Raw genomic sequence first — 14,148 nt, forward strand, 5'->3', positions numbered from 1 at the left:
GTGTTCAAAAAGTTACTCCCACTGCTGGCAATCGTTGCCATTCCTGCTTTCGCTAAACCGACATTAACCGTTTATACCTATGACTCCTTTGCTGCCGACTGGGGGCCTGGACCTGCGATAAAAAAAGCCTTTGAGGCACAGTGCGACTGTGAGCTCAACTTTGTCGCACTGGAAGATGCAGTTTCACTGCTTAATCGTCTGCGAATGGAAGGTAAAAACAGTAAAGCCGATGTTATTCTTGGCCTGGATAACAATCTGGTGGATGCCGCCTCGCAAACTAAACTGTTTGCCCCGTCCAATGTGGATATCAGTGGACTGACGATTCCGGGCGGCTGGGACAACAGCACGTTTATTCCTTACGATTACGGCTATTTTGCTTTTGTCTATGATAAAAACAAACTGAAAAATCCGCCAAAAAGTCTGAAAGAACTGGTAGAAAGTGACGAAAAATGGAAAGTCATTTATCAGGATCCGCGTACCAGCACCCCAGGATTGGGCCTGTTACTGTGGATGCAGAAAGTATATGGCGATAATGCACCACAAGCCTGGCAGAATTTGGCGAAAAAAACCGTCACCGTCACCAAGGGCTGGAGTGAAGCTTATGGCCTGTTCCTGAAAGGTGAAGCAGATTTGGTGATGAGCTACACCACTTCTCCGGCTTACCACATTATTGAAGAGAAGAAAGATAACTACGCCGCCGCAAATTTCAGTGACGGGCACTATCTGCAAGTCGAAGTTGCCGGTCAGCTTGCCAGCAGCAAACAGCCTGAACTGGCACAACAATTTCTGCGTTTTATGATTTCACCTGACTTCCAGGATAAAATTGCCACCGGCAACTGGATGTATCCGGTCACCAATGTGCCCTTACCGGCAGGCTTTGATCAGCTGGTCAAACCTGAATCAACGCTGGAATTTAGCCCACAACGCGTTGCCACAGAACGTGCGAACTGGATTAGCCAATGGCAACGCGCCGTCAGCCACTAATCCCAGGCTGGCTCTGTCCCGGACTCTTGGCTGCCACACTGGTGGTAGCCATTGCTCTGGCAGCGTTTCTGGCACTGTGGTTTAACGCCCCACATACCGACGTTCTGGCGATGGTGCAAGACAGCTACTTATGGCACGTCTTGCGCTTCTCGTTCTGGCAGGCATTTTTGTCTGCGCTATTTTCAGTTATCCCGGCGATTTTCCTCGCCCGTGCCCTGTACCGACGCCGCTTTCCAGGTCGCATGGCTTTACTGCGGCTGTGCGCTATGACGCTGGTATTACCGGTACTGGTCGCGGTGTTTGGTATTTTAACCATCTATGGTCGTGAAGGCTGGCTGGCAAGTTTCTCGAACTGGCTCGGTATTGAGTGGACTTTTTCGCCTTATGGCTTGCAAGGCATTTTGCTGGCACACGTCTTTTTTAATCTGCCGATGGCAACCCGACTACTGCTACAGGTGCTGGAAAATATTCCCTCAGAACAACGTCAACTGGCTGCTCAGCTGAATATTCAGGGCTGGAATTTCTTTCGTTTTATTGAATGGCCTTGGTTACGGCGGCAAATTTTACCGGTCGGCTCGCTGATTTTTATGCTCTGTTTCGCCAGCTTCGCGACAGTATTATCGCTGGGAGGTGGGCCGCAAGCAACCACCATTGAACTGGCTATTTATCAGGCCTTGAGTTATGACTATCAGCCCGGCCAGGCCGCATTGCTGGCTCTGGTACAGATGGTCTGCTGCCTCGGACTAGTATTACTGAGTCAGCGTTTCAGCAAGGCGATTTCGGTCGGTGTCAGCCAGGGAAGCGGCTGGCGAGATCCTCAGGATACAAGGTTTGCAAAATTCAGTGACGCTCTTCTGATAATCCTGGCGCTACTATTACTGCTCCCCCCGCTGCTGGCAGTGATGATTGACGGGATCAACAGCACCCTGAGTTCACTGCTTTACCAACCCATTCTATGGCAGGCTTTATCCACATCACTACGCATTGCCCTTGCCGCGGGATTAATCAGTGTTTGTCTGACATTAATGCTGCTCTGGAGCTCACGCGAGCTTCGCCTGCGCCAGCGTTTTTTTGCCGGACAGGCTCTCGAAATCAGCGGCATGCTGATCCTCGCGATGCCGGGCATTGTCCTCGCAACCGGCTTTTTTTTACTACTGAACAGCACCGTGGGTTTACCTCAGTCTGCTGATGGCGTAGTGATTTTTACCAATGCGCTGATGGCGATTCCCTATGCGATAAAAGTGCTGGATAATCCGATGCGTGATATTGCCGATCGTTATGGCAGGCTCTGCCAGTCGCTGGATATCCAGGGAATCAATCGCCTGAGATTTATTGAGTTGCGTGCGCTAAAGGTCCCCATCGCCCAGGCTCTGGCATTTGCCTGCGTGCTCTCCATTGGTGATTTTGGTGCCGTAGCCTTATTCGGGAATGAAGATTTTCGTACCCTGCCATTTTTGTTGTACCAGCAAATCGGTTCCTATCGTAGCAACGATGGTGCCGCTACCGCACTAATTCTGTTATTACTGTGTTTTTTACTTTTTACGTTGATTGAGAGAATCCCCGGACGCCATGATAACTCTGACTGATGTCACCTGGCTGTATCATCATCTGCCGATGCGTTTCTCTTTTGAAGCTGTGCGTGGAGAGCGGATAGCCATTCTTGGGCCGAGTGGTGCCGGAAAAAGCACTTTATTAAATCTGGTTGCCGGCTTTCTGCCCCCCGCCCAAGGGACTATCACCCTGAACGGACAAGAGCATACCTTTACTCCTCCCTCAGTACGCCCCGTCTCAATGCTGTTTCAGGAAAATAATCTGTTCAGCCATCTGACGGTAAAACAGAATATTGCCCTGGGTATTCATCCGGGAATGAAAATGAATGCCGAACAGCAAAGTCGCCTGTTACAGATTGCCGAAAAAATGGGGATCCAGACGATGCTGGAGAGACTGCCCGTTCAGCTTTCCGGAGGCCAGCGTCAGCGTGTCGCTCTGGCCCGCTGCCTTGTCCGCCAGCAACCAATTCTGCTACTGGATGAACCCTTCTCTGCCCTCGACCCGGCTCTGCGCCAGGAAATGTTATTTCTGCTGGACACCTTATGTCAGGAGCAACAACTGACGCTGCTAATGGTATCTCACAGCACTGAAGATGCCGCTCGCATTGCCGAACGCAGTCTGGTGATCGCCGATGGACGAATTGTCTGGGATGGAAAGACCGAGATGCTACTACGCGGAGAAACAGAAGCGGCAACCCTTCTGGGAATCGCTCTCGATTAACGGAATTGTATTACCACTGTGCCGCCCACAAAGAGCAACGTTATAAGCAGTAAAAGCCTCATTAAGAGGCTTTTACTGTCTGGATCGTTCAATAGAACGACGGTGTTATTTGCTCAAGTTTGCGGTCATATGAACACGGTTATTGACGACAGCGCTGGTGATAGAGTAGTTCGCACCTTGCTCAGCAGCTTTGGCGGCAACTTTCGCTTCTGCACTGTCGATTGTCGATGCAGTCACGCTAATACTTTGTGCAAAAGCACCTGCAGACATCAGAGAAAGAGCAGCAACAGCAACTAAAGTTTTGATGGTTTTCATGGTCGTATTCCTTGGGTGGCATTATTCATTAAACGGCGTTATCGGCCTGATGTGATAAATAATAGCGGGCTGTACCGTTGAATGAAATCAGAACTATTTGCTCATTTCATTCAAAAAAATAGAATGATAAATACTGCAGCGCCATAAACTGAAAAAGCCTCATCATGAGGCTTTTTATTTATCGATATACTGATGTTCTTTCTGAGGCTCTGCTTATTTGCTCAGGTTTGCGGTCATATGCACACGGTTATTGACGATAGCGCTGGTGATAGAGTAGTTCGCGCCTTGCTCAGCGGCTTTGGCAGCGATTTTCGCTTCTGCGCTATCGATTGTGGATGAAGTCACGCTGATACTTTGTGCAAAGGCACCTGCAGACATCAGAGAAAGCGCGGCAACAGCAACTAAAGTTTTGATATTTTTCATGGTCTTATTCCTTCATTTACAGGTGGAAAGCGTGCTCGCTTTCGATGGAATAATGATAACCATAGTTACTATTAGCAAATTAACAATAAGTGCTTTTTATGTGACATACATCACATAAAGACACTATCTGGTTGATTGTACAGATAAGAAAATAATATGAAAACCCAGGAATTTTACAGAGTACGGGCGTTATTGAAATTCGTGCATTCCGGCAGCTTGAAGGACCAATACAGGATAAGAGCTACGTCTGAACCCACTGTCAGTTGACTTTAACCCTCTATTTTTCAGCGTTTTTCATATGCTGAATGGATGATTCATTCCCTATAATCCCGCTTCAACTATGCCAAAAATAATTCGGGTTGAATGCAGTCAGAGCACAGACACCTTGAAACATGGCGGGTAAAAACAGTTAACACATTGCAAAACACAGGAAGTGGTCATGTTCGAACCTTTAAGACTATCAATACCTCACCTTGTACAATTCGACATTTATGCCTTGATATATCCCCCACAGCATCAAATCCATGGCTACCAGGTGACTTGCTCAAGTAAGCAACATATTCATCCGGTAAAACGTGATAAAGCAAAGGCCAGCATGACGGCGAAAGAGCGTTCAGATTTATGGAAACGTTTTAAAAATATCGATATGGAGGAATACCAAAAGCAAGTCAAAGCAATGCAGATACTCGATTCAAACCCGCCTAATGTTCGATTTCCAAGAGTCGACAATGACATTCCGTTGTTGCATTCAATATCTGTCGATCACGATATCCCACGCCCACATTCTAGTTCTGATGATTATGATATTCCACGGCCACATCCCATTCCTGTTGCCAGTAATATCACACAGCGGCATTCACTATTTCCTGATTACGATATTCCACGGCCACACCCCATTCCTGTTGCCAGAAATATCAAATCGGTTTAATCAGCAGGCATAATCCGCGCTAATCCCCCTCTCTGAGTGAATGATACCCACTCATCCAGCCCCCAATACCAGCAAGGGGCTGGGTTTATGGTCTTACCGTCATGACATAAACGATTCAGGTTCAGTCTTTACTCAGCAGGGCATTGGTACAACCGGATGCCTTGCACTCTCTTTCAATCTGGCTAAGAGTAGCAATTCTGCTTTTCATTTTATCATTCACACAGACCACACCGATGGAGCCATCTGATGAGCAATCGTTATCACGCTCACGGATCCATTTGATCTGTGCTTTCTTAACCAAAGCAGACTGCTCCTTGGTTAATGCCTTCATGGTCTTGCTATATTGCTGGTTGAGATTCTGGTCGAGCTGAATCATCTCTGATGCAGCACAATAGGTTCTGTCGTACGCATTAATTGGATTATCACAGCTCATCGCCAGCACCGGCGTGCTAGCAAATAAACATAACGCACCTGCCAATAGAATTTTTTTCATTTTTATCCCTGTTATTTTTTATTGAATACCAGGAAAAATTATACCATCGATTTATCATAACGTGCTGATAACGGCAGAACACCCATCAAAATAACCATTAAAATTCAATTTGTTATACACATAAAATAATTCGGGCAGCTTCTATGCACAAAACTTTGACAAACAAGAAGCATAGACAGACTCTGTGATTCTGCAGCGCTTACAGCGGCAATATCCAGACAGCTTGATATACCATCAGTTTGTCAGAATGCGCTGACAATCGCAGTCTCTACAGGTGAATCAGCCCGCTTCCCTTACCCAAAAATACAATCATTTACAGTAGACACTTTGTTTTTTCGACAGGCTGTTTTATGTACAGTTTTCGTTGATAATTGATTAACACTCGGCGATTTTTTTGGTTATTATCTGCCGATAATCTGCCCTTTATGTCGTGAGTTATGGAACGTTTTATAGAAAATCTGATGTACTCTTCCCGCTGGTTACTGGCACCTGTTTACCTCGGTTTATCCCTTGGGTTACTGGCTCTGGCCATCAAATTTTTCCAGGAGGTTTTCCATCTTCTGCCGAATATTCTGAGCATTGCCGAAGCGGATCTGGTTTTAGTGCTGCTCTCGCTGATTGATATGACCCTGGTCGGTGGGCTGCTGGTAATGGTGATGCTGTCTGGCTATGAAAACTTTGTCTCTACTTTGGATATTAATGAAGGAAGAGAAAAACTGAGCTGGCTGGGAAAAATGGATGCAGGTTCACTGAAGAACAAAGTGGCAGCCTCTATTGTTGCTATTTCATCTATCCATCTGCTTCGGGTGTTTATGGACGCGCGTAATGTCCCGGACAATAAGCTGATGTGGTATGTCATCATCCATTTGACCTTTGTGCTGTCCGCTCTGGTAATGGGCTATCTGGACAGGATGTCCCGGCTGGAAAAAAAAGCAGCGGCTTCTTAGCGGTTTTCATCCACAGGTATACCTCAGGGAGCGTAGCGGCTCCCTCACCGAATAGATGACCAAGGCCTTGGCGATTATTCTTCGATGCCAATTTTACTCAGCACCTCTTTCTCATGCTGGCTCTTAACACGACTTTGCCTGTTCAGAACGGCACGCGCATCTGCTCTGTCTTGTTGATAGCACATATCACGGGTGATTCCTTTATTCTGGCAACGCTCAAGTCGTTCACTTTCCGATTCAAACAACGACGAACATCCTGAGAGTAAAAAGAAGCCTGAAATTAAAAAAGCTCTGATCATAATTTTCTTCCTTTTCAATTATCGAAATACATCAACCTTGATTTATTCCGCCCATATCCCCGCCTGTTATACTGCAAGTTACCTGTACGTTGGCTGCGTGCTGCTCGAATTATCTTGGGTATGGAATGGGAGCCATTTGACGACTAAGAAGCAGATTTTATCCGAATATCGCTGAGTTTGAATGCTTTTACGAGAGCCCCAATGACACAGTCAAAAATTAAAGCGAAAAATATAAATAAATAATTTAGGGTATAATCAGACAAGTTATCCCTTCTGAGAGTCTACTGTGACCAATACACGTCAGGGCTTTTTGCTCACCCGGCACTGGCGAGATACCCCGCAAGGTACCGAGGTATTTTTCTGGCTGGCAACCGACGAAGGGCCGGTTAAAGTGACCCTACCCGTTCAGGAATCTGTCGCGTTTATTCCTGAAAATCAGCGGACTGAAGCCCTGCGTGTTCTGGCGGATGAGCGCGGCTTTCGTTTGAATCCTCTGACCCTGCGTGACTTTCAACGTCAGCCCGTACTGGGACTGTACTGCCCCTCACACCGTCAGTTAATGCGACTGGAAAAAAAACTGCGTGATGAAGGTATCCGCGTCTATGAAGCGGATATCCGCCCTCCCGAACGCTATCTTATGGAACGTTTTATTACCGCTCCTGTCTGGTTTACAGGCCACCAGCACGGTCAACACTACCAGGAGACGCGGCTGAAACCTGCACCTGACTACCGCCCACCGCTAAAATGGGTTTCTCTGGATATTGAAACCAATCGTCATGGTGAGTTGTACTGTATTGGCTTGCAAGGCTGCGGTCAGCGTCAGGTCTATATGTTAGGGGGAGAAAATGAGCATACCACCGCTCCTCCAGAACTGGACTTCCAGCTGGAATATGTTGCCAGCCGCCCACTCCTGCTACAAAAACTGAATACGTGGTTTGCCCTGCATGATCCCGATATCGTGATTGGCTGGAACGTCATTCAGTTCGATTTCCGCGTGTTGCAACAGATGGCAGAGCGTTACCGCGTACCACTCCGCCTTGGGCGTGAACAGAGCGAAATCGAATGGCGCGAGCATGGCTTTAAAAAAGGGGTGTTTTTTGCACAACTGGCTGGCCGTGTGATCATTGACGGTATTGAGGCCCTCAGGTCCGCTTTCTGGAACTTCTCCTCTTTCTCACTTGAAGCCGTTTCTCGCGAACTCCTTGGGGAAGGGAAAGCAATTGATACCCCCTGGGACAGAATGAATGAGATAGACAGGCTATTTGAGGAAGATAAACCTGCTCTGGCCACTTATAACCTCAAAGACTGTGAATTAGTCACGCGTATTTTTCATAAAACTGAGCTCATGCCGTTCTTACTGGAACGCTCCAGCGTTAATGGTTTACCGCTGGATAAACACGGCGGTTCGGTTGCCGCTTTTGGTCATCTCTATATTCCGCGTATGCATCGGGCTGGCTTTGTCGCCCCCAATCTGGGCGAGGTCCCTGTTCAGGGAAGTCCTGGCGGCTATGTTATGGATTCCCGTCCAGGGCTTTATGACTCGGTATTAGTGCTGGACTATAAAAGTCTTTATCCTTCAATTATCCGCACCTTTTTGATTGACCCCGTTGGGTTAGTAGAAGGTATGGCTTCCCCCGATGACCAGCACTCGGTCGCAGGGTTCCTTGATGCCCGCTTCTCACGTAAAACTCACTGCCTGCCTGATATTGTCGCCAAGATCTGGGAGGGGCGTGATGAAGCCAAACGCCAGGGTAATAAGCCGCTTTCACAGGCGCTAAAAATCATTATGAATGCTTTCTATGGCGTACTGGGAACAGATGCCTGCCGTTTCTTCGATCCTCGTCTGGCGTCATCAATAACGCTGAGGGGACATGAAATCATGCTCCAGACTAAGGCGCTAATAGAAGCCCAGGGATACGACGTTATTTACGGTGATACTGACTCAATTTTTGTCTGGTTGAAACAAGCCAAAGATGAAGCAACGGCAAAACAGACAGGTCTGCAGTTAGTCGCCCATGTAAATCAGTGGTGGCAGACCCACCTCTGGCAGACTCAGCAGTTGACCTGCGCCCTGGAGCTGGAATATGAAACCCATTATTGTCGCTTTTTGATGCCGACCATTCGCGGTACTGACCAAGGCAGTAAAAAACGTTATGCCGGTATGGTTCAGGAAAAAGATAACCAGCGTATGGTGTTTAAAGGACTGGAAACAGTGCGTACCGACTGGACAGCTTTAGCACAAGAGTTTCAGAAAGAACTGTATTTACGTATTTTCCGCAATGAGCCCTATCAAGACTATATACGAGAAACCATTGCTCGTTTACTGGCCGGGGAACTGGATTCTCAGCTGGTTTATCGTAAACGCCTGCGACGACCATTACATGAATATATTAAAAATGTTCCGCCTCATGTACGTGCGGCAAGACTTGCTGATGAATATAACCAGCAACAGGGTCGTCCGCTGCAATATCAAAATAAAGGCACCATCCATTACGTTATGACGCTCAATGGTCCACAGCCGGTTGATTACCAGACAGCCCAGCTTGACTATGAAAGTTACCTGACGCGTCAATTACAACCGGTAGCAGAAGGAATTTTACCCTTTATTAACGATGATTTTGCTACAATAATGACAGGACAATTAGGGCTGTTTTAAAAAGAGTGGTCACGGATAAAGCAGTCGGTGTCTCTGTTAATCTAATGATGAGCAGTAGGTGACGAATGCGCTGCCATCCAGTACCATATCGCCCTTTCTTCGAATCCATAATCTAAATTTTCAACAACTGCCTGACTCAGGCGGTCGTTGTGTGTTTGCCAGAATTTATACGTCACTGAAAAAAGAGCCGAAAACTTATGCCTTTTACACTTGGTCAGCGTTGGATCAGCGATACCGAAAGCGAACTGGGACTGGGAACTGTAGTTGCGCTGGATACGCGCATGGTCACTCTCTTATACCCTGCAACGGGTGAAAATCGTCTGTATGCCAGAAATGACTCACCGATTACCCGTGTGATGTTCAATCCGGGCGATGTCATTACCAGCCATGAAGGCTGGCAGCTAAAAGTGAATGAAGTCACCGAAGAGAAGGGATTACTCATCTATACCGGCCTTCGTCTTGATACAGCGGAAGAGCAGGTTACCTTGCGCGAAGTGTTTCTCGACAGCAAGCTGGTCTTCAGTAAACCACAAGATCGTCTGTTCGCCGGACAAATTGACAGGATGGATCGCTTTGCTCTGCGTTTTCGCTCTCGTAAATATCAGAGCGAGCAATCGCGTCAGGTCTGGAGTGGTCTGCGCGGTATGCGCACTAACCTTATCCCCCATCAGCTAAATATCGCACGTGATGTAGGCCGCCGCCATGCACCTCGTGTTTTACTGGCCGATGAAGTGGGTCTGGGCAAAACCATTGAAGCCGGGATGATTATCCACCAGCAATTGCTGGCGGGTAGTATTGAACGCGTGCTGATTATTGTCCCAGAGACACTTCAGCATCAATGGCTGGTAGAAATGTTACGCCGCTTTAACCTGCGCTTTGCGCTGTTTGATGACGAGCGTTATGTTCAGGCTCAGCATGACAGTGACAATCCTTTTGAGACCGAACAGTTAATTATCTGCTCGCTCGACTTTGTTCGTCGTAATAAACAACGTCTTGAGCATCTGTGTGAAGCTGAATGGGACTTAATGGTTGTCGATGAAGCTCACCATTTAGTCTGGAACGAAGAAACACCCAGCCGGGAATATATGGCGGTGGAACAGCTGGCGGAAAATATTCCGGGGGTCCTGCTACTTACTGCAACGCCTGAGCAATTAGGAATGGAAAGCCATTTCGCCCGTCTGCGCTTGCTTGACCCGGACCGCTTCCATGATTTTGCTCAGTTCGTTGAAGAGCAACAGCACTATCGCCCCATCGCCGATGCTGTTGCCCTGCTACTTGAAGGTAACCGTCTGAATGATGAGCAACTGAACGTAATCAGCGAATTACTGAGCGTCCAGGATGTTGAACCTTTGCTACAGGTGGCTAACAGTGATAAAGAAGGTAGCGAAGCAGCACGTAAAGAATTGATTTCTATGCTGATGGACCGCCACGGCACCAGCCGCGTACTATTCCGTAATACCCGCGGCGGTGTTAAAGGCTTCCCGAAACGTGAGCTGCATACCATCCGTCTGCCACTGCCAGGGCAATATCAAACAGCAATCAAAGTTTCTGGCATTATGTCTGCCCGTAAATCGGTAGAGGAACGTGCCCGTGACATGCTCTACCCTGAACAGATTTATCAGGAGTTTGAAGGTGATACCGGGACTTGGTGGAACTTTGATCCGCGTGTTGAATGGCTGATGGGTTATCTGACCAGCCATCGTTCCCAAAAAGTTCTGGTTATTTGCGCCAAAGCCACCACCGCACTCCAGCTGGAGCAAGTTCTGCGTGAGCGGGAAGGTATCAGAGCCGCGGTATTCCATGAAGGCATGTCGATAATTGAACGCGACCGCGCCGCAGCCTGGTTTGCTGAAGAAGATACCGGAGCACAAGTTCTGCTCTGTTCAGAAATTGGCTCCGAAGGTCGTAACTTCCAGTTTGCCAGTCAACTGGTGATGTTTGACTTGCCCTTCAACCCGGACTTGTTAGAACAGCGCATAGGCCGTCTGGATCGTATAGGCCAGGAGCATGATATTCAGATCCATGTTCCTTTCCTGGAAAAAACAGCACAGTCCGTACTGGTTGAGTGGTATCACGCCGGTCTTGATGCCTTTGAGCATACCTGTCCGACTGGCCGAACTATCTATGACAGCGTCTATCCTCAACTTGTTGAGTATCTTGCTGCGCCAGAAAATACCGAAGGCTTTGATGAGTTGATAGCCCAATGCCGTGAACAGCATACTGCGCTGAAGATCCAGCTGGAGCAAGGCCGCGATCGTCTGCTGGAGATCCATTCCAACGGCGGTGAAGAAGCCCAAAAACTTGCAGAAGCAATTGCTGAGCAAGATAACGACACCCAGCTAGTCACCTTCGCCTTAAACCTGTTTGATATCGTCGGTATCAACCAGGATGACCGCGGCGATAATATGGTGGTTCTGACACCTTCGGATCATATGCTGGTTCCTGACTTCCCGGGTCTTCCGGAAGACGGCTGCACCATTACCTTTGAACGTGATATCGCCCTGTCCCGTGAAGACGCACAGTTTGTGACCTGGGAACACCCAATCATCCGTAATGGCCTTGATCTTATTCTTTCGGGTGATACCGGAAGCTGTGCACTATCACTATTGAAAAACAAGGCGTTGCCAGTCGGAACCTTATTACTCGAGCTTATCTATGTTGTTGAAGCGAAAGCGCCTAAGCAATTACAGCTGAACCGCTTCCTGCCACCCACTCCGATACGTATGCTGCTCGACAAAAATGGCACTAACCTCGCGGCACAGGTTGAATTTGAAAGCTTTAACCGTCAACTAAGCGCCGTTAATCGTCATACTGGCAGCAAGCTGGTAAATGCCGTTCAGTCTGATGTTCATGCTATTTTGCAGCAGGCAGAAAGCAAAGTAGCTGAAGCCGCACAGGTGATTATTGATGCCGCGCGTAGTGAAGCGAATGAAAGATTAACCGCCGAACTGTCTCGTCTTGAGGCATTACGCGCAGTGAACCCGAACATTCGTGATGATGAGTTAACTGCCATTGAAACCAATCGCCAGCAAGTGATGGTCGCGCTGGGTGAGGCTAACTGGCGTCTGGATGCTCTGCGTCTGATCGTAGTTACACATCAGTAAAGCGGTCTGTTCTTCTCTCCAGTCTCTGGGAAACCAGGGGCTGGAGAAGCAACCGCCGCAATGTAACAGGAAGGATTTAAGTCAATGTTAATGGAGCCGTACTGCCCGCCGACAGAACCTTGGTTGCACATTCTCTATCAGGATACACATATCCTGGTGGTGAATAAGCCAAGCGGGCTGTTATCGGTCCCCGGGCGTCTTACCGAGCATAAAGACAGTATAATGACCCGCATTCAGCGCGATTTTCCGCAGGCTGAGTCGGTTCACCGTCTGGATATGGCTACCAGCGGTGTGATGGTTGTCGCACTGAATAAAGCCGCTGAACGTGAGCTAAAGCGTCAGTTCCGTGAACGCGAGCCGCAAAAGCAATATATAGCCCGTATCTGGGGTCATCCCCAACAAGAAGAAGGGCTGATTGACTTACCGCTGATTTGTGACTGGCCAAATCGTCCGAAACAGAAGGTATGTTATGAAACCGGTAAGTCGGCACAAACCGAATATCAGGTACTGGAATACTTCCCGGATAACACCGCACGTATTTTGTTAAAACCGATAACCGGACGGTCGCATCAGCTACGGGTCCATCTGCAAGCCCTGGGACACCCGATTTTAGGGGACAGATTCTATGCCACCCCAGAAGCTCTGGCGTTGGCACCTCGTTTACAGTTACATGCGGGTAGTCTGACTATTACACATCCTGGCTACGGTAATAGCATGACCTTTAAAGCTCCGGCTAGTTTTTAGAGAGAAAAGACTGTCATGCTGCATTTTAACGACTGGAAGGAAAACATCGCGTTTTCCCTCCAGGCAGGTTACTTAAAGCCCTTGGTTGTCTTGATAAGATCGTATGCTGCCTGAATCTCCTGCGCTTTCTGCTTCGCCATCTGCATCATTTCCGGCGGCAACCCTTTAGCAACCAGTTTATCCGGATGGTGTTCACCCATCAGTTTACGATAAGCTCGCTTGATAGTCGTTGGCTCGTCACTGCTCTTCACCCCCAGCACATTGCAAGCATCATCCAACGTTGGACCTCGTTGTTGGCCAAAGCCACCACCTTGTGATTGCTGATACTGACCACCGCTAAACTGTTGTCCACCTTGCATCATGCGCAGGAACTGTTCGAACTGTACGCGTGAAATACCGAGCTCTTCAGCAATAACGAACAATACTTCGCGCTCATTCGGATGCAGTGAACCATCGGCAAATGCAGCCTGAATCTGAATTTCCAGAAACATCCTAACTAAATCAAAACGCCCCATGCAAATGCCGCGAAGTTCGCGCATTTTTTCACGTAATGGATAGTCATTCTCTTTACCTACACGGAATGCTCGCTGGGCAGCAGCCCGGCCTTCACCATGAAGTTGCATTCTGTCCATTAAAGCCGAAGCCAGATGAATATCAGCTTCTGTGACCCGCCCTTTCGCTTTGGTCAGATGCCCCATCACTTCAAAGGTCGTGTTAAAAAACACAGCCTGACGCTGCTGCTGGCTCATAAACCCTGAACGCTGACGATCCCGGGCTTTATCTACCATATGACCAACAAGAAAGCCTAATACAATGGCCCAGAAGCCACCGCCTGAGAATATTCCCAAGATAACACCGAGTACTTTACCCCAATACCGCATAAACTCCCCAAATCGTCATGCTGTGATTCCGAATTTGCTTTATCATACCTGTCATTGATGGCAGTTGCCTAATGACATACTGCCGAACATGCAGGATTAACAC

General features: G+C 48.1%; 13 protein-coding genes. 8 read left to right on the forward strand and 5 right to left on the reverse strand.

The window, feature by feature from the left end; translation table 11 throughout:
- From thiB to thiQ, 3 genes are read left to right on the forward strand one after another with little or no spacing between them, the layout of a single operon-like run.
- Positions 1–984, forward strand: a complete 984-nt coding sequence (gene thiB / locus Q1A40_RS11030) for a thiamine ABC transporter substrate binding subunit (protein WP_300000087.1) — start codon at positions 1–3, stop codon at positions 982–984.
- Complete coding sequence (gene thiP / locus Q1A40_RS11035; protein ID WP_300000089.1) at positions 960–2,570, forward strand: thiamine/thiamine pyrophosphate ABC transporter permease ThiP; 1,611 nt, start codon at positions 960–962, stop codon at positions 2,568–2,570. The genes thiB and thiP overlap by 25 nt, the downstream gene beginning before the upstream one ends.
- The gene (thiQ, locus tag Q1A40_RS11040; protein WP_300000091.1) at positions 2,554–3,255 is read left to right on the forward strand and encodes a thiamine ABC transporter ATP-binding protein ThiQ; all 702 of its coding nucleotides are present in this window, start codon (positions 2,554–2,556) and stop codon (positions 3,253–3,255) included. Before thiP ends, thiQ begins: the two co-directional genes overlap by 17 nt.
- Positions 3,256–3,360: 105 nt before the next feature.
- Here the strand turns inward: thiQ and Q1A40_RS11045 are convergent, their stop codons facing one another.
- Entirely contained in the window at positions 3,361–3,570 is a 210-nt protein-coding gene (locus tag Q1A40_RS11045) for a YdgH/BhsA/McbA-like domain containing protein (protein ID WP_300000092.1), read from the reverse strand.
- Positions 3,571–3,783: 213 nt separating this feature from the next.
- Positions 3,784–3,993 (reverse strand): YdgH/BhsA/McbA-like domain containing protein, encoded by a 210-nt coding sequence (locus Q1A40_RS11050; protein ID WP_300000094.1) that lies wholly within the window; start codon positions 3,991–3,993, stop codon positions 3,784–3,786.
- Between the two features lie 439 nt (positions 3,994–4,432).
- Between Q1A40_RS11050 and Q1A40_RS11055 the strand changes: the two genes are divergently transcribed.
- On the forward strand, positions 4,433–4,921 hold the full coding sequence (locus tag Q1A40_RS11055) for a hypothetical protein (protein WP_300000096.1): 489 nt from the start codon (positions 4,433–4,435) through the stop codon (positions 4,919–4,921).
- 121 nt (positions 4,922–5,042) lie between these two features.
- On the opposite strand, the gene Q1A40_RS11060 is transcribed toward Q1A40_RS11055, so the two are convergent.
- On the reverse strand, positions 5,043–5,414 hold the full coding sequence (locus Q1A40_RS11060; RefSeq protein ID WP_300000098.1) for a lysozyme inhibitor LprI family protein: 372 nt from the start codon (positions 5,412–5,414) through the stop codon (positions 5,043–5,045).
- Between the two features lie 437 nt (positions 5,415–5,851).
- Here Q1A40_RS11060 and Q1A40_RS11065 point away from each other — a divergent pair, with 437 nt between their 5' ends.
- Complete coding sequence (locus Q1A40_RS11065) at positions 5,852–6,361, forward strand: TIGR00645 family protein (RefSeq protein ID WP_300000100.1); 510 nt, start codon at positions 5,852–5,854, stop codon at positions 6,359–6,361.
- Between the two features lie 74 nt (positions 6,362–6,435).
- On the opposite strand, the gene Q1A40_RS11070 is transcribed toward Q1A40_RS11065, so the two are convergent.
- Positions 6,436–6,660, reverse strand: a complete 225-nt coding sequence (locus Q1A40_RS11070; protein WP_300000102.1) for a hypothetical protein — start codon at positions 6,658–6,660, stop codon at positions 6,436–6,438.
- 286 nt (positions 6,661–6,946) lie between these two features.
- Here Q1A40_RS11070 and polB point away from each other — a divergent pair, with 286 nt between their 5' ends.
- The 3 genes from polB to rluA all read left to right on the forward strand — a co-directional run bounded on the left by polB (position 6,947) and on the right by rluA (position 13,164).
- Positions 6,947–9,316 (forward strand): DNA polymerase II, encoded by a 2,370-nt coding sequence (gene polB, locus Q1A40_RS11075; protein WP_300000104.1) that lies wholly within the window; start codon positions 6,947–6,949, stop codon positions 9,314–9,316.
- 197 nt (positions 9,317–9,513) lie between these two features.
- The gene (rapA, locus tag Q1A40_RS11080) at positions 9,514–12,420 is read left to right on the forward strand and encodes an RNA polymerase-associated protein RapA (protein WP_300000106.1); all 2,907 of its coding nucleotides are present in this window, start codon (positions 9,514–9,516) and stop codon (positions 12,418–12,420) included.
- A gap of 84 nt (positions 12,421–12,504) precedes the next feature.
- Positions 12,505–13,164: a bifunctional tRNA pseudouridine(32) synthase/23S rRNA pseudouridine(746) synthase RluA gene (gene rluA / locus Q1A40_RS11085; RefSeq protein WP_300000108.1), complete on the forward strand. Its 660-nt coding sequence runs from the start codon at positions 12,505–12,507 to the stop codon at positions 13,162–13,164.
- A gap of 68 nt (positions 13,165–13,232) precedes the next feature.
- On the opposite strand, the gene djlA is transcribed toward rluA, so the two are convergent.
- Entirely contained in the window at positions 13,233–14,045 is an 813-nt protein-coding gene (gene djlA / locus Q1A40_RS11090; protein WP_300000110.1) for a co-chaperone DjlA, read from the reverse strand.
- Between the last annotated feature and the right edge of the window lie 103 nt (positions 14,046–14,148).

The sequence above is a fragment of the uncultured Cedecea sp. genome, from assembly GCF_947498825.1.
GTDB lineage: Bacteria > Pseudomonadota > Gammaproteobacteria > Enterobacterales > Enterobacteriaceae > JGM124.

What these genes read in the sequence shown, in the direction of transcription:
- thiP (WP_300000089.1), top strand. Translation starts at nt 960, where the DNA reads ATGGCAACGCGCCGTCAGCCACTAATCCCAGGCTGGCTCTGTCCCGGA.
- thiQ (WP_300000091.1), top strand. Translation starts at nt 2,554, where the DNA reads ATGATAACTCTGACTGATGTCACCTGGCTGTATCATCATCTGCCGATG.
- Q1A40_RS11045 (WP_300000092.1), bottom strand. Translation starts at nt 3,570, where the DNA reads ATGAAAACCATCAAAACTTTAGTTGCTGTTGCTGCTCTTTCTCTGATG.
- Q1A40_RS11050 (WP_300000094.1), bottom strand. Translation starts at nt 3,993, where the DNA reads ATGAAAAATATCAAAACTTTAGTTGCTGTTGCCGCGCTTTCTCTGATG.
- Q1A40_RS11055 (WP_300000096.1), top strand. Translation starts at nt 4,433, where the DNA reads ATGTTCGAACCTTTAAGACTATCAATACCTCACCTTGTACAATTCGAC.
- Q1A40_RS11060 (WP_300000098.1), bottom strand. Translation starts at nt 5,414, where the DNA reads ATGAAAAAAATTCTATTGGCAGGTGCGTTATGTTTATTTGCTAGCACG.
- Q1A40_RS11065 (WP_300000100.1), top strand. Translation starts at nt 5,852, where the DNA reads ATGGAACGTTTTATAGAAAATCTGATGTACTCTTCCCGCTGGTTACTG.
- Q1A40_RS11070 (WP_300000102.1), bottom strand. Translation starts at nt 6,660, where the DNA reads ATGATCAGAGCTTTTTTAATTTCAGGCTTCTTTTTACTCTCAGGATGT.
- rapA (WP_300000106.1), top strand. Translation starts at nt 9,514, where the DNA reads ATGCCTTTTACACTTGGTCAGCGTTGGATCAGCGATACCGAAAGCGAA.
- rluA (WP_300000108.1), top strand. Translation starts at nt 12,505, where the DNA reads ATGTTAATGGAGCCGTACTGCCCGCCGACAGAACCTTGGTTGCACATT.
- djlA (WP_300000110.1), bottom strand. Translation starts at nt 14,045, where the DNA reads ATGCGGTATTGGGGTAAAGTACTCGGTGTTATCTTGGGAATATTCTCA.